Origin of the sequence: Pseudovibrio sp. JE062 (genome assembly GCF_000156235.1) — a bacterium.
Classification (GTDB): Bacteria; Pseudomonadota; Alphaproteobacteria; order Rhizobiales; family Stappiaceae; genus Pseudovibrio.
In genome coordinates this window covers 121,959-141,986 of the sequence record NZ_DS996806.1, presented here as the reverse complement: position 1 = coordinate 141,986, position 20,028 = coordinate 121,959, and the positions used below count along the sequence as shown (strand labels likewise).

At 51.0% G+C, this 20,028-nt stretch carries 18 protein-coding genes; 11 read left to right on the top strand and 7 right to left on the bottom strand.

The genetic code is table 11. From position 1 onward, the window contains the following. Nucleotides 1-254: 254 nt before the first annotated feature. The 4 genes from PJE062_RS05070 (at nt 255) to PJE062_RS05055 (ending at nt 2,903) form a co-directional block, all read left to right on the top strand. Entirely contained in the window at nt 255-653 is a 399-nt protein-coding gene (locus PJE062_RS05070; protein ID WP_008547969.1) for a GtrA family protein, read from the top strand. A 443-nt stretch (nt 654-1,096) separates the two neighbouring features. Continuing rightward, a complete protein-coding gene (locus PJE062_RS05065) occupies nt 1,097-1,507 on the top strand; it encodes a DUF3775 domain-containing protein (RefSeq protein WP_008547506.1) in 411 nt (136 codons plus the stop codon). Nucleotides 1,508-1,675: 168 nt separating this feature from the next. Beyond that, nucleotides 1,676-1,804, top strand: coding sequence for a hypothetical protein (locus PJE062_RS26965; RefSeq protein WP_256377897.1), 129 nt, complete (start codon nt 1,676-1,678; stop codon nt 1,802-1,804). A gap of 199 nt (nt 1,805-2,003) precedes the next feature. Then, the gene (locus PJE062_RS05055) at nt 2,004-2,903 is read left to right on the top strand and encodes a DMT family transporter (RefSeq protein ID WP_083793213.1); all 900 of its coding nucleotides are present in this window, start codon (nt 2,004-2,006) and stop codon (nt 2,901-2,903) included. A gap of 59 nt (nt 2,904-2,962) precedes the next feature. Here the strand turns inward: PJE062_RS05055 and PJE062_RS05050 are convergent, their stop codons facing one another. Next, entirely contained in the window at nt 2,963-3,427 is a 465-nt protein-coding gene (locus tag PJE062_RS05050; protein WP_208982170.1) for a plastocyanin/azurin family copper-binding protein, read from the bottom strand. A gap of 280 nt (nt 3,428-3,707) precedes the next feature. Between PJE062_RS05050 and PJE062_RS05045 the strand changes: the two genes are divergently transcribed. Beyond that, nucleotides 3,708-5,624 carry a S9 family peptidase gene (locus PJE062_RS05045; protein WP_208982169.1) on the top strand — a complete coding sequence of 639 codons (1,917 nt, stop codon included), beginning with the start codon at nt 3,708-3,710 and terminating at the stop codon, nt 5,622-5,624. Nucleotides 5,625-5,629: 5 nt separating this feature from the next. Here the strand turns inward: PJE062_RS05045 and PJE062_RS05040 are convergent, their stop codons facing one another. Continuing rightward, nucleotides 5,630-6,271 (bottom strand): HAD family hydrolase, encoded by a 642-nt coding sequence (locus PJE062_RS05040; RefSeq protein WP_008547848.1) that lies wholly within the window; start codon nt 6,269-6,271, stop codon nt 5,630-5,632. 164 nt (nt 6,272-6,435) lie between these two features. Further along, the gene (gene uvrB / locus PJE062_RS05035) at nt 6,436-9,276 is read right to left on the bottom strand and encodes an excinuclease ABC subunit UvrB (RefSeq protein WP_008547744.1); all 2,841 of its coding nucleotides are present in this window, start codon (nt 9,274-9,276) and stop codon (nt 6,436-6,438) included. Between the two features lie 254 nt (nt 9,277-9,530). Here uvrB and PJE062_RS05030 point away from each other — a divergent pair, with 254 nt between their 5' ends. Together PJE062_RS05030 and PJE062_RS05025 are read left to right on the top strand one after the other, a co-directional pair. Then, a complete protein-coding gene (locus tag PJE062_RS05030; protein ID WP_008548015.1) occupies nt 9,531-10,016 on the top strand; it encodes a hypothetical protein in 486 nt (161 codons plus the stop codon). A 5-nt stretch (nt 10,017-10,021) separates the two neighbouring features. Then, nucleotides 10,022-10,522, top strand: coding sequence for a hypothetical protein (locus PJE062_RS05025; RefSeq protein ID WP_037036108.1), 501 nt, complete (start codon nt 10,022-10,024; stop codon nt 10,520-10,522). A 55-nt stretch (nt 10,523-10,577) separates the two neighbouring features. Here the strand turns inward: PJE062_RS05025 and PJE062_RS05020 are convergent, their stop codons facing one another. From PJE062_RS05020 to PJE062_RS05010, 3 genes are all read right to left on the bottom strand, one after another. Continuing rightward, nucleotides 10,578-11,789: an OmpP1/FadL family transporter gene (locus PJE062_RS05020; protein WP_008547378.1), complete on the bottom strand. Its 1,212-nt coding sequence runs from the start codon at nt 11,787-11,789 to the stop codon at nt 10,578-10,580. A 609-nt stretch (nt 11,790-12,398) separates the two neighbouring features. Then, entirely contained in the window at nt 12,399-13,577 is a 1,179-nt protein-coding gene (locus tag PJE062_RS05015) for an OmpP1/FadL family transporter (RefSeq protein ID WP_008548006.1), read from the bottom strand. A gap of 735 nt (nt 13,578-14,312) precedes the next feature. Beyond that, the gene (locus PJE062_RS05010; RefSeq protein WP_008547403.1) at nt 14,313-15,257 is read right to left on the bottom strand and encodes a heparan-alpha-glucosaminide N-acetyltransferase; all 945 of its coding nucleotides are present in this window, start codon (nt 15,255-15,257) and stop codon (nt 14,313-14,315) included. A 244-nt stretch (nt 15,258-15,501) separates the two neighbouring features. On the opposite strand from PJE062_RS05010, the gene PJE062_RS05005 reads away from it, so the two are divergent. Together PJE062_RS05005 and PJE062_RS05000 are read left to right on the top strand one after the other, a co-directional pair. Then, nucleotides 15,502-15,915 (top strand): septal ring lytic transglycosylase RlpA family protein, encoded by a 414-nt coding sequence (locus tag PJE062_RS05005; RefSeq protein WP_371256238.1) that lies wholly within the window; start codon nt 15,502-15,504, stop codon nt 15,913-15,915. Nucleotides 15,916-15,987: 72 nt separating this feature from the next. Beyond that, a complete protein-coding gene (locus PJE062_RS05000; RefSeq protein WP_008547914.1) occupies nt 15,988-16,965 on the top strand; it encodes a DUF1402 family protein in 978 nt (325 codons plus the stop codon). Between the two features lie 45 nt (nt 16,966-17,010). Here PJE062_RS05000 and PJE062_RS04995 read toward each other — a convergent pair whose 3' ends face one another. Then, nucleotides 17,011-17,676 (bottom strand): MBL fold metallo-hydrolase, encoded by a 666-nt coding sequence (locus tag PJE062_RS04995; protein WP_008548003.1) that lies wholly within the window; start codon nt 17,674-17,676, stop codon nt 17,011-17,013. 549 nt (nt 17,677-18,225) lie between these two features. Here PJE062_RS04995 and PJE062_RS27010 point away from each other — a divergent pair. Both PJE062_RS27010 and PJE062_RS04985 read left to right on the top strand, forming a co-directional pair. Next, nucleotides 18,226-18,873, top strand: coding sequence for a cold-shock protein (locus PJE062_RS27010; protein WP_008547449.1), 648 nt, complete (start codon nt 18,226-18,228; stop codon nt 18,871-18,873). A gap of 196 nt (nt 18,874-19,069) precedes the next feature. Further along, on the top strand, nt 19,070-19,924 hold the full coding sequence (locus PJE062_RS04985; RefSeq protein ID WP_008547815.1) for a 23S rRNA (adenine(2030)-N(6))-methyltransferase RlmJ: 855 nt from the start codon (nt 19,070-19,072) through the stop codon (nt 19,922-19,924). Nucleotides 19,925-20,028 lie beyond the last annotated feature (104 nt).

Here is a 20,028-nt window from a genome sequence, read left to right as displayed (position 1 = left end):
GGTGCGTTCTTCGCAAAATAAGTGCGCGCAGACCCTAAGGCGCAGACCATGGCTTGGCAAGCGCAAACAGGCTAGTTTTTCGGCTCAAATTTCGCCAAAGACTGCAGATTTTTTCAAATATTACTCCCCAGATATAATCGCAGGTTCTGTGACGCAGCGTCTCTTGTATTTCTGGCAGAACAGCGATAAGCAGCCCATACATTGCAACACAAAGAAATTTAGCTGGTGAAACCAGAACAGAGAGCCCAACTCCCGTGAACATCCTGCTGCGAAAACTCCTAGAAAATCAGTTCATTCGCTTTGGAATGGTTGGGGGCTCCGGCCTTGTGGTGGACCTCGCCGCCCTCGCCTTCTTCTGGCAGGTAGTCGGCCTCGATCCCCTCATCGCACGAATCCTGTCCATCTGGGTTGCCATGACCAACAACTGGTTCTGGAATCGCGTCTTCACCTTCCGCTCAGAGGGCAGCCCGCTGGGTGAGTATTTCAGATTCGTTCTGGTCAACAGCGTGGGCGCGGTCATCAACTACAGCACCTATGGCGCGCTCATCACCCTGATCGATGGCTTCTCCACCTATCTGGCCGTGATCCTCGCCACGCTCGTGTCCATGACATTCAATTTCGTGCTCTCAAAGATCTACGCCTTCAAGAGCTAAGTCTGTCTAAGTTGCAAGAAAGTGACGGGTTTAGGATGTGCCGACAGGGCAATAAACAACCCTGCCAGCACCATGCACTCAGGTCCGCCAGCACCTATAATTTCTGGGAGATTTGATTGTAATTTCGCCCTTGAATCAAATGCTACTCGCAGGTGCAGCGCACAAACAAGTCCTGCCGTTGCGGTATATACTGTTTTTTTTAACCATAACGATATCCAGTATTCCGCTCAGTAGAACTACATACGAAAAGTTTGAGCAGTTCACTAACGGCCATTTAACCAAATCCCTTTTCTTTTCCGCCGCTTAAATCACCTATTACAGCTGGCAGCCCCATACTGCCGTTCAGCCCGATTGGAATGCAGGCAGGTGTTCCATAAGTTCCACTTGCAGAATAATTCCGAACAGGAGTAACGTTCTCCTACAGCAATAAGCGGGGACGCAAGATGGCCGTAGAACTAGCACTATCTGCAGATACTGTTCGCATGATCGTACAAAAAGCGCGCGCTGTTTCCGAAAGCCTGCCAGACACTTACGAAGACGGGCACGAAGGCGATCTGTCCTTCGACACGGAAAAACTGGAAAACGTTCACCACCATGACGGGCTTGCAGAAGAAGAGCACGATGACTTTTCTGAGTCTGAGCTGAGAGAAATCATCGACGATCTCAACGTCGATGAAGCAACTGAGTTGGTCGCAATCGCTTGGATCGGACGGGGCGATTATGATCAGGGAGACCTCGATCTGGCCTTCGCAGAAGCACGTGAACGATCCACTTCTCCGGTCTCAACCTACCTGCTCGGGTTACCACTCTTGCCTGATTATCTTGAGGCTGGTCTCGAAGCTCTAAATCTATGAGAAAATATGGGCCATAGCAGTTTTGCAATTGAGTGATCTGCTTAAGCTCAACCTGTGGTATCTCGAACACACCAATTTCCAGTAATATATACTTTCTGTATTCGATGTTATCCGCGTCTATCGGCCCCTACTCAGGAACACAACTGACCCGGGCCGCAGGGGGACACAATGAGAACCTCGCCAGTTGACTACCATCGTAAAGAACACGTCGACCATGCCCAGTCACCATGGCCTGTAGCGGCCACCATCATTGCCGCCTTTGTCGGCATCATGTTTATGGTCCTCTTCGTCTTTTAAAGCATCTTTCATTTGGTTGATCTCAACCGGATGACAAAGAGCCGTGCCTGAAAGACAATCGCCAGCGCACGCAGCACGAGCGTAAGCAAACGCAACGTATCTGGCAGTGATCAGAAGCTCAAAATCGTCTTGAGAGAATTTCAACGGAAGCGTTGACAGACCGCTTGCGGCGCCTATTCGCTTGCAGTACAGCTGCGGAATGACTAGGGCATCTGCAAACATTCTTCTTCTTATGGCCGGCCTCATCTGGGGCATGGCCTTTGTCGCGCAGTCAACCGCAATGGAAAATCTTGGCCCATTGCAGTTCACTGGCCTGCGTTTCCTTCTCGCGACTCTGGTGATCCTGCCATTTGCTCTGCGAGAACGCCGCATTCACAACACCAAAAAGCTGACCAAGGCACATATGCCGGCACTTTTGACGATTTGTGTTGCCTTCACTCTGGGCACGGTTCTGCAGCAGTACGGTATCGTCATCACCAGCGTCACCAACGCCGGTTTTCTGACAGCCATCTATGTTGTGTTGACACCAATTCTCGTGACGCTGTTCTTTAAAGGACGTCCCCACTTCCTCATCTGGCCTGCCAGCTTGTTCACGCTGCTCGGCATCTACCTGCTCGGCGGAGGACTGACAGCCCTGAACGCAGGCGACCTGCTCATGCTGGTCTGCGCCGTCTTCTGGGCACTTCAGGTGATCTTTGTAGGACGCCTTGCAAGCACATCAGGCCGCCCGATCACCATCGCCGTCATCCAGTTCGCGTCCATCGGCGTGATCTGCGTGTTCCTCTCACTCTTCTTCGAGAGCTACTCCCTGCAATCCTTGCAGAACGCATGGTTTGAAATCTTCTTCGCAGGCGCTTTGTCCGGCGGCGTAGCCTTCACATTCCAGGCATTTGGCCAACAATGGACAACCCCGTCCGACGCCGCAATCATGCTCTCATCAGAAGCACTGTTCGCAGCTCTGGCAGCCGCTGTTATTCTGGGAGAACGCATCGCCCCAATCGGTATGGTCGGCTGCGCTCTGATCTTCAGCGGCATCCTGCTGGTAGAAGTCGGACCGCACTACATCAAATCCAGACGCAGTGTGGCACAGGCTGAATAGCCTCACGGACATCACCATCAAAAAAGGCAGCCCTTCGGCTGCCTTTGTTACATCTGGACTTACTTGTCTTCCAGCCGGTCCAGTATCTGAGAGATCTTGGTCCCCATACGGCCACCCGGCACCACAGTGCGCGCACTCTTCAGATCCTCAGCATTGTCTTCACCCACCTTGATAATCATCGCCATGCCAAAGCGACCATGAATACCGCAGGTCACGCCATAAATGCCCGGCGTATCAAAGGTCACATTCCGGTCAGGAGACATCTTGCTGAACTTGAACTTCGGCCCACCTTCCGGTGTCATCTTCTTGATCGAAATTACAGTATGATTGCCGTCAAAATTATCAAACTTAACAGTGGCGCCCAGCGGAACTTCAAGCAGATCCGGCTCAAACCGGAACATATGAGAAGGCGTATTCGCACTGGCATCAGTCACCTGATTAACGGAATACGTCTTACTCTCCTCAGCAAGCGTACCACCCGCCATCAACATACTCAGGGCCAAGGTTGAGAGAATTCTTTTCATCGAGAAACGTCCAACTGCAATTCGGAATTATTATCAAGAATGCGTCCCTAACGGGCAGACTGCATTGATCTAACGCAGCTAAATCTCAAAATGCACGGTTTGAGTTGTCTCTGAATGCCCGATCTCTCGTTCAAGAATCTAAGCAACCAGGAATTGGTAGGTTTTCAGCAGCAAAAGTAGAGATTGATAAGCAGCAAGAAGATCACCAACTTCCCATAAGATGGGCTCTTCTATCCGTCTGAGCCTGCAGGCCGCTACATCTCAAAGAGGATTGTGTCCAATGGAACTGATGGAAGAAGTTTGCCTCATACCCCGCCGGACATTTTTCGATCCCTTCGAACGACTTTTAGTCCGAATTAGTCCTTGTGGGCAGTGGATCGCCTTTAAAGCACCCATCAATGGCGTTCTCAATCTTTGGCTTATGAACAGTGAAGATCCGAAGTCAGCCAGACCACTCACATCCTTTAGCGATCACCATATCGGTCTCACACTCCGTTGGTCACCCGACAGCAGCCGAATTCTGATTTCTCGAGATCAGGTTGGAGATGAAAACTTCCATATTCTAAGTGTCCCAGTTGATGGCACAGATCCGGTGGCCTTGAGCCCGGAAACTGGCGTCAAAGCATTTCTTCAAGAACCACCAACCAAACACACTGATGAAGTCCTGATCGCTCACAATCAACGGACAACAAAACGCTTCGACCTCTACAGAGTCTCTCTCATCACTGGAAGCAGTCAACTTATTGAGAAGAATGACCAGTTTGCAGGCTTCTTCACTGACAGCGATTTCAACGTCCGCCTCGCTCACCGTTACACGGAGAAAGGTGAGATAGAATACCTTCATCGATCAGATGGCAAGGAATGGCAACGCTATTCGCTCATCCCCTTCGAAGACAGCCTGACAACCAGACCGATTGAGTTCAGCAAAGACGGGCAAACCTTGTTCTGGATCGATAGTCGCGGACGAGACAAAGCAGTGGCTATGGCAGAAGATGTGCAAACACGAACCACCACTCTGTTGGCACAACATCCGCAAGCAGATGTCAGCAACTTGTTGCTCCACCCCCTTACAAACCACCCACTTGCCGCTTCTGCCACTTATGCCCTTGCAGATTGGCTCCCTATAGATCCAGACCTCGAACAAACTCTTTCTTATTTGGAGGAGACGTTTTCTGGCGATATCGACATCACCAGCATGTCAAATGACACTCAGAAACTCGTTTTCGCTCATATGCAGGACAATAAGCCAGTTGAGTACTTCCACTTCAACAGAGCAACCAGAGAGGCTATACCTCTGTTTTCGGCACAGCCAAAGCTGAGCAACTTACCATTGGCAAACATGTCATCCGTGGTCATAAAGACAAGAGATGACCTGGACCTAGTCTGTTATTTGTCACAACCAGTCAATGCAGAAAAACCCTGCCCAATGGTACTGCTCGTACATGGTGGCCCGTACATGAGAGACATTTGGAGATTAGACCCGACCCATCAGTGGCTGGCAAATCGAGGCTATGCGGTACTCTCTGTCAATTTCAGAGGATCTACCGGATTTGGAAAAACGTTTGTAAACGCCTCCACCAAAGAATGGGGCGGCAAAATGCAAAACGATTTGCTGGATGCAGTCGATTGGGTAATTGAGAATGGGATCGCCGATCCAGACCGCATCTGCATCATGGGCGGCAGCTATGGTGGCTTTGCAGCTTTGACTGGCCTTACTCAGACACCCAAAAAGTTTGCCTGCGCCGTTGATTTGGTCGGCATATCCAATCTTGTGAGTTTCCTCAACACAATCCCCGACTATTGGAAAACATGGAAGACAGTCTACAAGAACCGACTTGGCGATTACACAACTGAAGAAGGTCGCGCCTTCCTGAAAGAGCGCTCTCCTCTGACACACGTCAGTCGCATTGAGAAACCACTACTCATCGTTCAGGGCGGTCAAGACGTTCGCGTTAAGGCATCTGAGTCAGAGCAAATCGTTTCTGCGATGCAAGATCAGGATATCCCTGTTACGTACGCTCTTTTTCCGGACGAAGGGCACGGCATTCAGAAGATGCACAACCGCCGAGCGTATTATGCGATCGTCGAGCAATTCCTCGCCCAGCATCTGGGTGGCAAAGCCGAGCCTGTCGGAACTGATTTTGAAGGATCGTCCCTTCAGTTTCCGGCAGGCCGTGAGTTGATCAAAGGTCTCTGAAACCTTTACTTCAACGCCTCGGCAACAGCGCCTGTCAGGTTTGTTGCCACTGGGGCGCCGGTGGCGATGAGGCGGTTGTGGGCGTACATGCCGGTGGAGACGAGAACAGCGGAAGCGCCGAGGCCCTTTGCTGCGTCAAAGTCATCAATACTGTCGCCGATCACACAGACGCTGGAAGGATCGACGCCGAGCTTGTCGATATGCGCGCGAAGGGCATCAATCTTGAAGTGCTTGCTCAGATCCTGTGCACCATCAACGCGGGTGAAGTGCTCGTAAATGCCGTTGTGGCGAACCAGAGAGACCAGCTCCTCATGCGGTGCCATGGAGAGAATAGACTGGCTCTTGCCTGCGCCACTGATTGTCTCAAGCGCGTGCAACGCGTCAGGTGCCAGAGGCAAATCGTACATCACTGGCTCATAGACTGCACCAAACCCGCTATAAAATTCAGAGAGCTCAACGTCTGTTGCATCGCGTCCCATCACAGCCTTGAGATAATCGGCAAAAGGACGCGTATGATGCTGCCGCACATCGTCGAACGTTACACCGGTCAAACCAGCCCTCGCAAAAGTATCGATGCCGTATTGTGCTGTGATCTCAAAATCATCCAGCAGGGTACCGTTCCAGTCCCAGACAATGTGCTTAATCATAGACCTAACCAGTTTCAGGATATCGCCGATAAGTGCCCGGTGGCGCTAACGGATATGCAAACAGAACATTTGCCTCACATGTGGTGCAAACAGTGACGCCTGTCAATGCTGCGCATATCCGTAGAAAGAGATGCGCAGCAACAAGCTAAAGCGGTTGGGCCGCTTTAGTTCTTCTTCCTGAATGTCCGCGTACCCGGACGCCCACCAGAGCTTCGGCCTGACGATGTCCGGCGTTTCTTCTTCTCACCTGTAGCACCTGCTGGTGTCGGCAAATCCGTTCCTGGTCCCATCTCACCCAACCGTGGTTTGTGCACCTTGCTGCCAGCATCGGCTTTCTCTGCCTCTGCCTTGGGCAAGTTGCCGGAAGCGCCATACTTCTTCTTACCGCCAAAACCACCAGTCTGCTGCTCAACAGAAGATTGCCGCGCCATCGGATCATCCGCCACCGCAAGTTCAGTCTCCTGCAGACGTTTGACCTCATCACGCAGCCGCGCTGCTGTCTCGAATTCAAGATCAGCCGCAGCTTCACGCATCTGCTTCTCAAGGTCTTCAATGTGGGCCTTGAGGTTGTGACCGATGGTGGCCCCTTCCTCAGCAAAGCCAGCATCCACTGAAACGTGATCCTGCTCGTAAACGCTTTCCAGAATATCGCCGATGGAGCGCTTCACGCTTTCCGGCGTAATGCCATGCTCTTCGTTATACGCTTCCTGCTTGGCGCGACGACGGTTAGTTTCCGCAATCGCACGCTCCATGGAGCCGGTCATGTTATCCGCGTACAGGATCACCTTGCCATCCACGTTACGCGCCGCACGACCAATGGTCTGAACCAGCGAGGTTTCAGAACGTAGGAAGCCTTCCTTATCCGCATCCAGAATAGCCACCAAAGCACATTCAGGAATATCCAAGCCTTCACGCAACAGGTTAATCCCGATCAGCACATCAAACGCACCGAGACGAAGATCACGAATGATCTCAATACGTTCCAGCGTATCAATATCCGAGTGCATGTAACGCACACGCACACCGTTCTCGTGCAGATACTCAGTCAGATCTTCCGCCATGCGTTTGGTCAGCGTGGTCACCAGCGTACGGAAGCCATTCGCCGCCTTCTCACGCACCTCACCCAGCAGATCATCCACCTGCGTCTTGGCAGGCCGGATCTCAATATCAGGATCAGTCAGGCCGGTCGGACGGATAACCTGCTCAGCAAACACGCCACCGCTCTCATCCATCTCCCAGCCGCCCGGCGTCGCGGACACAGCAACCGTTTGCGGCCGCATGGCATCCCATTCTTCAAACCGGAGCGGACGGTTGTCCATGCAGGACGGCAGACGGAACCCATACTCCGCCAGCGTTGCCTTGCGCCTAAAGTCACCTCGGTACATCGCGCCGATCTGAGGCACGGTCACGTGGCTCTCATCAATAAACACCAGCGCATTGTCAGGCAGGTATTCAAACAGAGTTGGCGGCGGCTCACCCGGCGCACGACCTGTTAGATAGCGAGAGTAGTTCTCAATACCCGCACAAGCGCCTGTCGCTTCCATCATCTCCAGATCAAACGTACAACGCTGATCCAACCGCTGCGCTTCCAGCAGGCGACCATGCTCATTGAGTTCATCAAGACGATGCTTCAGCTCTTTCTTGATGGACTTGATGGCCTGATTAAGGGTCGGCTTCGGTGTCACATAATGCGAGTTCGCGTAGATCTTCACCAGTTGCAGCTCACCGGATTTCTTGCCCGTCAGCGGATCAAACTCGGTGATGCTTTCAATCTCATCGCCCCAAAGGGAAATACGCCAGGCACGATCCTCATAGTGCGCCGGGAACACTTCAATCGTATCCCCTCGCACGCGGAACGTTCCACGCTGGAAAGCCGCATCATTGCGCTTGTAGTGCAAGGCCACCAGATCGGCGAGCAACTGACGTTGCTCAATCTTCTCGCCAACCTCCAGCTTGAAGGTCATCGCCGTATAGGTCTCTACCGAACCAATACCGTAGATACAGGAGACCGACGCCACGATGATAACATCATCACGCTCCAACAAAGCACGGGTCGCCGAGTGGCGCATCCGGTCAATCTGTTCGTTGATGGAGCTTTCCTTCTCAATGAAGGTATCCGTTCGCGCTACATAGGCTTCCGGCTGATAGTAGTCATAGTAAGAAACGAAGTACTCAACCGCGTTGTTCGGGAAGAACGCTTTGAACTCCCCATAAAGCTGCGCCGCCAGTGTCTTGTTCGGAGCAAGGATCAATGCTGGGCGCTGGGTCTGCGAAATCAGTTGCGCCATGGTGAAGGTCTTACCAGACCCCGTTACACCCAGCAGCACTTGTGTTTTATCACCATCCGCCAAACCAGCTTTCAGATCCGCAATCGCTGTCGGCTGGTCACCTTTCGGCTCAAATTCAGATTCCAAAGAAAAGGCAACGCCCCCTTCAGACTTCTGCGGACGCTCAGGCCGATGCGGCACCCACGCATCTTCCCCCGTCTCATCAGAACGCCCCTGCTCAATCAACCGGGCCAGCGCCTGAACAGTCGCAGTCGCACCGGAGATCGTTTCTTCCTTCGCCTTCTTCCGCTTTTTCTTCGTCTCCTTGACGTGCGTATCAAGCAGCTTCTCAGCGTCTTCCAGCGAGATGTCCAATCCGGCGATCGGGTTCAAACCACCCTTGGCCCGCTCACGCGGATCACTGGTCGCGCCCATGGACGTGCCCCGCGCAGATTTCGCAGGTGCCTTCTTCGCCTTCGCCGCAGGCTTCTTGGCTGCTGGTTTCTTAGCTGTCGTCTTCTTCGGTGCAGGCTTCTCTTCAGCAGGCTGCTCGGCTTCTTTCTTTGCCTTCAGACCGGAAAGATCTTCTTCTGCGAGCTGATCAGCCCAGTCAGAAACAGAGCCGGACAACGGACTGCCGGAAAGAGCTGGCTGCGGAGCCTCACCAAAGCCAGAGGAAGACCCTTCAGCTTCTGGGAGTGAGGATGAACTGGAAGTTTTTGTGGGGCGCTTAGTCATGGGCACACTATGCCGTGAGTCATTTGGAAAAGAAAGTATGTTCTTCCTTCGTTCCATCACTCTCACGTAATCATCCTCTTAATTTGTAAGGACAGTTTTGAAAGAACCCGTTGCCCTCTCTTAACCAGACTGAGTGCATTGGATTGAGTGGTGCCTGAGGTTGCCGCAGACTGCGCCTCAACAGCCAGAGCGTGTTCTGGCACGCGCAGATAAACACAACCGCTCACTCTCACTCACCGAGCAGGACAATAAGAATGAAAAAAACACCTTTCGGACTTGGTGCCATAACCACATTTTCAGCCGCTCTCCTCCTCGCGTCCACCGCTCAAGCAGCACCTTCCAAAAACGTAAGCGGTGAGGTCCTCGTCCCACTCAACTACATCATCGGCTTAAAAGAAGACGGTTCATCCGACCAAGCTGTGACAGAAGCCTGCGAGAAAAAGTATGAAGTGGGTATGGGCAAGGAAATCTTTGTCGAGTACCAGATCAGCCCAACACAAAACCGCGCGGTTGCGCTGGTGGAAGACACCGAAGTCAGGCTCACCCCACTCGGCATTCCGGAGACCTATTCTTTCACCTCAGATAAAATGCCAGATGTCCTGAAGCAGAAAGGTTTCCTGCGTGTGATCTTCACTATGGAAGATGATTTTGATGACGAAGTAGTTCACATCATCGCTGCCGGAGATCAGCCAACAGACAAGTGCTTCCTCAGCACCGAAGCCTTCAAGCTGAGACAATAAGGCGAATGCCTTACACAGCAACCGCCCGCCAATGCACACCGCTCCGCACATTCGCATTGATGGTGCGCTTTGGCTCTGCAGTTCTTTTGGGATCAGCCGGCAACGCAAACGCCCGGCTGGTCACGGAAGAACTCATGCTGCCCATCGCCCACTTCGGCACCGCCGTCAGCACCGGACTGGCCTCCTCAAATATGACCGACCACTGCCAGTCCATCTATGACGAGTTTCGCGGAACTGCTGTCTTCGTCGACTATGAAATCGACACCAGCTCAACCTACGCCTTTGCCGAGATCGCCGTCGCAGGCGAAGTGGTAAAAATGACCCCGCACCCCATCAAGGCCCACTACAAGTTCTTCAGCAACAAGCTGCCAAAACACCTGGCCAGCCTCGGCGCCCAAGCGGTGATCTTCCGGATCAACAACAAGTTCAAACACCCCTCAGTCGAAATCCGCTTCAGCAACAACAACCGCTACGAATGCCACCTCATCGCCTCATCCCCAAAATAAAAAAAGGGCCAGAGATCACCATCCCCGGCCCCATAATTCTCAAAGATACAACAGTTTAGAACGCAACGCGGAGTTTAGAAGAAACCGCGAAGTTCCAGGAGGAGTCGTATTCATACTCGGTGCTGACGTCCGAATTAACGGCCCCAGTCTTGACAATGTCATAACTGCCTTCGCCTGATGTTTTATATATCGCGCGACCACCAAGCGTGAACTTCACGTTCTTCGCAAAGTCATAACTACCACCAAGGCTAAGGGAGTAAGTATCGGAATAAGGGCCACCGATACCTTTGTCCCAAGTCACACTACTTCCGAGACTTAACTTTTCCGTCAGCTGATGACCAATGCCAGCTTCAACGATCCAGCCATCAGAATAACCAAGATCTCGAACAACATTAGTTGGAATTGCCCCACCAGGAGAATCAACATCCACCGCAAGTTCGTTGAGTACACTCCAGTCGGTCCACTTTACACCGAAGGAAGCTAACCATTTAGGAGCAATACCTGTCTGAACTTTTGCCTCGATAGACTGAGGAAGTGTTGCTTTAGCGCTTGCACCGTAGCTTCCAGCCCCTTGAATCGCGAGCGCACCATCGAGCTTCACATCAATACCAGACTCGTACGCGACCATCGCACGCAACGCTATCTCTGGCTTTTCAAAAGCCGCACCAATGCGATATCCGTATTCTCGGTCGGAATCTACATTGATTTCAGTGTCTCGCTCAACGGTAGGAGCAACCAACGTCTTAGACAGCTGCTCATAATCAACCGTCACAGAGCGAAGACCGCCAAATACGCGAATGTAATTGCCCTTGCTCAACTCATGCTTGTAGCTCAGCATAGCATCAACGCCTAGGGCATCAGCATTCGTCTCGCCGATAGCAAAACGGCCATTCCAATCAAAGCCTGGCTGCTCGCGAATGAGATAAGGCTGATTAATGCGTGCGAATAGATCTAAGTTCTCAAGCAGGCCAATTTTTACAGAATTGGAGAACACCGCTATATTTGGCGCAATATCGTTTGCTGAAGAATTATTAGTATCATCGGCAACAGGAAAAGCTGTATTTTGCTTAGTCTTTGCATTCTTGAAGTCAACATTACGATCTGCGTAAGTCGCCTGAGTTTCAAAAACAAACTTACCATCAGCAAACAGCAGATCGTAGTCGGCGATACCTTCAGTGGACCAGCCGCCAGCAAATGCAGCAGCAGGAATCATGGATACCGCACAGCCCAGAACGGTAGTCTGAGCCAATGTTTTGAGAACACGCATGCCCTCTCCCCCTTATGTTTCCCCGTATACAGCGTTTAAAACACTGATTTCAGGTTCATTCAGCTGGGAGCACTTGCTTAAGATACGGAAATTGCAGCGCGTTTCGCCCCAATGCGACACACATGCCATCCGCACTTACCGAGCCTCTACGTGTCTCGCGCCAGTGCAATCCCACCAATTTGCAGAGCAAACTGATATAGTTCTGACTGCATGCATAGCGCATTGAGAGAAATAATCACCCCTCCCATAGTATAAATACTACGCCATTTCGTTTGGGCAGGCATTTCAAGACTTAAATATAACCTAAGGTAAATAACGATGATATATTTACTTAACTACAATGCAATGAAGTTAATCACCAGATGGCGCCATGTATTAGACTATAGTCAAACTTACCTATACGTAAATTACTTAAGAGTTTTGAGCTAGCTTTTCCAACAAATCAACATGCTCATTTCTCCACAAAACTGTTGCACAAACAGCACAAATCAGGGTGTAACTTGCACAATTCACGCACACCTTGTGACGCAGATCAAAAACAATCTGCTCACTCTAACGCAAAAAGCCGGAGACGATGCTCCGACCTTTGCAACTCTCTATCTGCAGATATCAGAATGACACGCGTAACTTGGTATTAATCGCGTATGCCCAAGACGGGTCATAGTCATATTCAGTCACTGCACTGATTGAAGACACATCATTCGTCATATCTCCTGAGCCAGCAGTTTTGTAGATTGCAGCAGTTCCGAGAGTAAATTTGACATTTTTGCTCGCCGCGAAAGAGCCACCAAGTCCGATTGTATATGTATCAGAATAACTACCACCGACACCTCGATCCCACTGCAGCGAACTACCGACACTGAATTGTTCGTTTATCCTGTGCCCAATACCCGCTTTAACTGTCCAGCCATCCTGAAAGTTCAGTTTGCGATCAACGGTTTTGCTGCCTGCAGCGTTAGTAACTGACAACTTGTCAATCACGCTCCAGTCGACCCATTTCACTCCAAACGATGCCAGCCAGTTAGGTGCAATGCCAGACTGTACGTTGAACTCGACCGATTGCGGCAAAGTCAAAGAAGCAAAGCTATCAAATGTAGTGACACCAACTGCTTCAGTATCACCCTCAAGATCAACATGTATCTCGGAATCATATATCAGACTTGCGCGCAATGCATATGCAGGCATTTCATATGCGAGACCAGCTCTCCAGCCAACATCCAAACCTTTTGACTTCAAGTCTACCTTTGCAACAACGATATTACTCGGACTTGTTGCAGTTAACCCCTCAGAGAAGTACGTTAGATCCAGAGCCCGAGCACCTGCAATTGCACGAAGATATTGCCCCTCCCCAACCTGAAACTTGTAGGAACACGTTGCATCAAACGCAAAGGTCACCGCTCTCGTTTCATATCCGGAAAAGCGACCATTCCAGTTCGGATCCATTTCCTCTTCAATCGAATATGGATTATTTACACGAGCAAGACAGTCCGCATTCTCAGTGAGTGCGAGTTTCAGAGCTCCTTGGTAGTTCCAAATATTAGGTGTAGCTCGTGAGGAAGCGTCACCTGTGACAGGACCGAACGCGGTACTCGCAGTTGTAATATCGTAATCAACATTACGATCAACGTATGTAAACGAGCTCTCTGCGACAAATTCTTCAGGCGCAAACAGCAGTTCAGACGAGCCAATACCAAGCGTATCCCACGCGCCTGCTAAAGCTGAGCCTGATCCGGCCAGCACAAAGCAGCCTGCTGCGAGGCCGCGGCCTGCATTCTTTAAAACCCGCATACTCTTCCCCCAATGCTAATGGGTCTCGGGCAACTCCCCAGGGCCAGACCCACGTTTGAAGGGATGCGAAGATATGTCGTGAAAGAAGAGCCCACCTCGAAAGAGGTAGTTCTATGTTTAAAACATTATTTGAGCATAGATTGCGACTATACTTCCCCCACTAGCACGAAAATCCCAACATCACTTCATAATAACTGCGTATATTTACCGAGTGATATATTATCCGCACATTTATCGTGGTCAATACCATCTATATGTAGTTTTGAGTATTTTTCTTCTGAATCTAACTTTATGTTATCTGCACAAATGAGCAAAATATGACTTGTACATCAAAATAAAAACTCAAGCCCGAATGGAAAAACTCATTCAATTCTGAAACTTACGTTTGGGTAATGTCAGAAAATGTGTCGCAACACTGCGGGCTAGCTCGCAATGCCAAACCCCTTAGATTTCAGCGGGCAAAAAAGGCATATTTTTTCAATGCAATAACGACGCAGCAGCAAATTTGAGGCTTAACACCGCAAATATGCTGAGGCTTGAGGCAAAAGTGATTCACGAATAGCCCTGTCACACATTGCACGGGTATATCTTTTTTGAGGAGGGAGGATAAACTCTGACACCAGAGGGAATATCTTAGCTTTCAGCGCATTTCCGAAAACTGAACGCTGCCGAAAAACCACTCAGTTAGAAACAAACCAAAGCAACGTAAACTTCCCTGCACAAACCCCGGCAGCTTTATGGTCGCAAGCACACCTGAAATACCTGCTGCGCAATCTCACGCACATCAGGATCATTCGGCCGAACCAGCAGATCTTCCCAAACACCACGCTCCATCAGCTCAGCAGAAGTACACTCACAAGCTCGCGCACATTGCTCGGCATCAACGGTCTGGCTACACACCGCGGTACATGACTGCTGAAAGCTTCGCATCTGCACATCACCGAACAGACCGACATTCACACCAACCCAAACGACACCAAACAGGATCGGTTGATGAAGAAGGTAGGTCGCGAGCGAATGACGACCGAACCACGCAAAGCAACGCGAAATAACGCTCGGCGACGCAGAACCGCGCAAAAACCGCAAAAGGTCGTAGCGGGCAAAGATATCCCCGCAGCCTACGCCCAACAGCACAGGGCCAAACCAGGGAATAAGCGGCACATAATCAACGGAAACTTCGGGTAATGAGTTGAGCCCCAGCCAGAAAAACTGGCGATAAGGCAGCACGTAATCCCCCAGCCAGTGGTAGAGCAAAATCACCCCTGCCCCACATAGCAACGCAATTATGGAGTGAACCCGCAAAAACGGCAGAGCGAGCAAGCTGGAAACCACAATGGAATGCAGAATGCCAAAGCGAACCCATTGATCCTGAAAGATAAAGTAGGTTGCGACAGAAACCGCCAGCGCAGCAACAGCAACCTTAATCTCCCGCCGCCAGAAACTCTCCCATCGGATGCCATTTCTATGTGCCAACACAAGACTGAAGCCAACAAGGAAGAGAAAACTACCGGCAATCAATTGAGCGAGCAGGCGCCAACCCGGCGCACCGGAGACATCCCAGCCAACAACATTGAACCAGGAGAGATCCCAGGAAAAATGGTAAATCGCCATTGCCAGAAGTGCGAGACCGCGAGCGACGTCCGCGAGGATAAGTCTGCTTGGCAATGGGTTTTGCTGCACGTTATTCCCCTATTCAGGATCTGCGAAAGCGGCTCGCACCACTACAAACGCGTTGATTATCTTCAACCTACATAAACCAACTCACCAACACAGAAAATCTCTCCGGTCCCTAAAACAAGGGAAACCCTGTATAAATAGGGAAGCTAAATAGCCAATAGGCTTCGGAATGTCTTGGAACAATAAAGGCTTAGCCCTTCGCGGCAGCCGCATCTACGCCCTCCTCCTTCTCATCACCGCCATCGTGATCGTGTTTGTTGCCTTCATTTTGCGCCCCCATCAGGTTGAGATAAAAACTTCATCCCAATGCGGCGAGGCTTCCTGGTATGCCCTCACCTCTCAAACGGCCAGCGGGGAAATGATGGACCCATCCAAACTCACGGCAGCCCATTTGACCCTTCCAATGGGCACACGAGTGCTGGTCACAAACCTCACCAACGGCAAATCACTGACTGTGCGCATAAATGATCGCGGCCCTTATGCACAAAACCGCCTGATAGACCTTTCCAAAGCAGCGGCTGCAGAACTGGGTTTCATTAAAAGCGGTGTAACTCAGGTAAAAATCTCAGTCGCCAATGAATTCAAACAACATTTGAAAGGGCACAAATGTAATAATCAACAATATACTTTTAATAGCGCCGCAAATACATTGACTGAATAAAATTTTAGGACAATTACTATACACATAAGCAATCAGAACCTAAAATAATGAATAGTCCAGAGTTCGATTGCTATGAAGTTACCGCGTAATACCAGTGCTGTTCTTTTAGCATTATGCCTGACCTTACCCAGTGCTGACCTGTTGCTGAGCCCGGCAAAGGCCAACGTGCCGCTTGTTGTGCCTGCTGGCAACCGGTTGAAGATCCAGCCAACAATCCCAACTGCATCCGCAACCCGCACCAAAGCGTTCAATCGAACCTACGAGAAGAAGTTCCAGCGTATTCTCACTGTGCTCAGAAGAGAAAACCGCCTGATCCGGAACATCAAAAAAGTCGCCACACTCTATAATATTGATCCGGTTCATATCCTCGGTGCCATCGTCGGCGAGCATACCTACAACTACGACAGCCTCGACAGCGCACAGGGCTATTACATGAAAGCCCTGCAATACGCTCGAATCCCCATTTCATTTCAATATGATGGCGAGAAAGTCTGGAGTTTTGTAGAGCGCCCGCAGTTTAACAACTGTCGCCGAGAAGAAACCAGCAACAGCCGCTGGAGATGCTATGAACTCATCTGGAACACCAAGTTCATGGGCAGACGCGTTGGTGGCATCCGCTATCCCAGAGAGCCATTCCACCGTGCTTTTTTCCGCCCTATGTTTGCCGGTCAAAGCTTCGGTCTAGGTCAGATAACACCGCTGACAGCCTTGAAGATGAACGACATGGTCAACAGCATCAGCGGCCTCCCGAGGCTCAGCTCCAAAGACGCCTCAGGTCTTTATAAAACAGTGATGGACCCCAACAAATCCATCCACTACACCGCCGCAGTCCTGAGAGATGCAATCAACGCCTACAAGCAGGTCGCGAACGTCGACATCTCTGAGAACCCTGGGATCACCTCCACGCTCTATAACCTTGGAAACCCTTGGGAACGCGCAATTTCTTACAGAAACAAACGCCGCATCAGACCAGCACATCTGCCCCGCGAGAACTACTACGGCTGGCTGATCAATGAACGCATTGAGGAACTCAAAGCGATCCTGCAATAAAAAAAGGGGAGCTGAAACTCCCCTTTCCGCCACAGTATCTGATGTTTACTTCAGGTACGGGTTGTTCAGTCGCTCATGACCAAGCGAAGACGCAGGACCGTGTCCCGGCAGGAACGTAATGTCATCGCCCAGCGGCAAGAGCTTCTCTTTGATAGATGCAATCAGCGTATCATGATCGCCGCCCGGCAGATCGGTGCGCCCGATTGAACCGGCAAACAGAACATCACCGGAAATCGCCAGCTTCAGATCCGTATTATAGAAAACAACGTGCCCCGGTGCATGACCCGGGCAATGCAGAACCTGAAACTCCGCACCACCAGCAGTAACCACATCACCCTCCACAAGCCACTGATCTGGTTCAACTTTACGCACGGCATCCAGACCGAACTGCTTTGCCTGATCTTCAACGCGGTCAATCAGTGGACGGTCAGCCTCATGCGGGCCAATCACTTTCACACCCAAAGTTTCCGCCAGCTCAGCAGCTCCGCCGATATGGTCGATATGCCCGTGAGTGATGAGGATATGTTCAACAGTAACGCCAAGCTCTTTCAACGCAGCAAGGATGTGGTCAACATCCCCACCCGGATCAACAACAACCGCTTTTTGCGTGTTCTTGTTCCAGACGATGCTACAGTTCTGCTGGAAGGCAGTGACCGGGACAACAGTAATCTGAATTCCTGACAGATCTGCTTTATTGCTGGCATCACTCATAAGTGCTCAATCTCCAAATTCCGAATTCCACGCACCATACAGTAATCATATTTGGCGGGCTACTCTCCGCTGCATTTGAACTGAGCTAATATTACGATTTTCAAATACAACCTCCAAAGCAAGTCCAAATAAATACCATTTATAATTGTGATCACAGTCAAACATGCAAATTTCATTTGTCATCGCAAAAATATTCGGTCTTTTAGAGGTAAACTATGCCATTTTATCCTCTAATTTCTGGTCACACCCCCAATTTCATAGGGTTTTACCTCCACCTTCCCTAGGAAAAGCTTGCCCTATTACCAAACTGAACCCTATTATATGCCGCGCATTCGTGAAGACTGCCTATGTTGATCTGGCCAATATTATTACCCGGCCAAGCAAATTAGGGAGCATTTGCGGTGTAAGGCAGGTAGGAGCTCTTAACCAAAGCCCCACTAGGACATTTGATTTTATTATTTGTTTGTTTTCGGACGGGCATTTGGCTTTGAGAAAGCGAGTACATGCGGATACTGGCAGGTTTAAATCCGCAGGAAAGGCGATATTGTAATGCATAATGGGAATTCGGGTCGTCGTCCACGCAGTAAGCGAGGCGGCAAGCGCGAATTTGGGGATTCGCAGAATTTCGGCCCGGAGTTTGGGGCACCAGCTTATTTTCCAGGAGATTCCGAGCGCGATGCCTACGCGCCTCCGATGATGGAAAATGAACGCAGAGGCCCCTATGGGAACCGCAACTCGGGAGGGTACGGCGGAGACCGGAATAACGGTTATCGTGCAAGCGGACACGGAGATGGTGACCGCGGCGGGTATGGCAATCGTGGTGGCGGCGGCGGAGGCGGTGGCTTCCGTGATGGTCCAAACGGCGGTGGCGGCGGTCGACGCAGCTATCCTCCAGTAGAACGTGGCCCACGCCAGTCAGGTACCGTTAAGTTCTTCAAACTGGATAAGGGTTTTGGCTTTATCACTCCAGATGAAGGCGAAAACGATGTGTTCGTCCATATCTCAGCCGTTGAACGCTCCGGCCTGACCACGCTCGATAGCGGCCAGCGGATTTCCTTTGAGACAGAACCTGATCGCCGGGGCAAAGGTCCAAAGGCAGTTGAACTGCGCCTGGAAGATGGTCCAGCAGCTTCATCTGAAGACTCTCAATCTCAGCCAGAGATGAACAACGATTTTGACAGCATGGGTCAGGACTAAGCCTCCTGAAACAGCTCTGTTGATTTTCTAAAGGCAGCATTTCGCTGCCTTTAGTTTTGTCCGCAACCTGCCTCTTTGCGCCTTGTCTCCTCCCCCGCCATCAGACTATAAGGCCGACAACAAACTCAGTCACAAGCGCGTCCAACGGCAACACACTCCCTCTGGCTGCGCGAAACAAAGGCCAACAGGCGCCACTATGAACTACCGGCACATTTATCATGCAGGCAACATCGGCGATGTCCTCAAACACGTCGTTCTTGCCAACATCCTGAAGTACCTCCAGAAGAAAGATGGAGCCTACCGGGTGCTCGATACACATGCCGGTATCGGCCTGTATGACCTGACCTCGGAAAAAGCGCAGAAAACCGGTGAATGGCAGCAAGGCGTCGGCAAAGTGCTGGAGAACATCGACGCCGCCTCTGATCAGGTGAAGGAAGTCCTGGCCCCTTGGCTGGAGACCGTTGAGAATCTCAACCCCGGTGGCGGCGTGCAGTTTTATCCGGGCTCCCCGGAAATTGCCTGCATGCTCGCCAGAAAGCAGGACCGCCTCACACTAACAGAACTTCATCCAGAAGATTTTGAAGAGCTGAAGAACAATTACGGCGGGGACAAAAAGGTCAAGGTGATTGCACTGGATGCCTGGCTGGCATTGGGTAGCTTCCTCCCCCCAAAAGAAAGACGCGGTCTTGTACTGATCGATCCGGCTTTCGAAGTAGAAGACGAGTTCAAGCGTCTCGCTGAGGGCGTCATCCGCGGCTGGAAGCGCTGGCAAACCGGCACATTCGCAATCTGGTATCCGGTCAAGAACCAGCGTATCGTCAACCAACTCATTGTAACACTTGAAGAAGCTGGCATCCGCAACGCAGTGAAACTGGAACTCTCCGCAGGCCAGATCAGCGATGACAGGCCAATGAAGTCCAGTGGCATGCTGGTCGTCAATCCACCCTGGACACTCACAAGAGACATGAACACAGCCCTGCCATGGCTCTGTCAGACTCTTTCTCAGGGCAAAGGTGCAGAATGGTCTGTGAAGCAGGTCATTGCTGAGTAACCCCTCAGAACCTTTGATTGACCAGAATCCGCAAATCACTGATTGCTTAAAGCGCAGGATCAAAGCTCATGCGCTTTTTGTATCTCGTCGCGCCTTATAAAGAG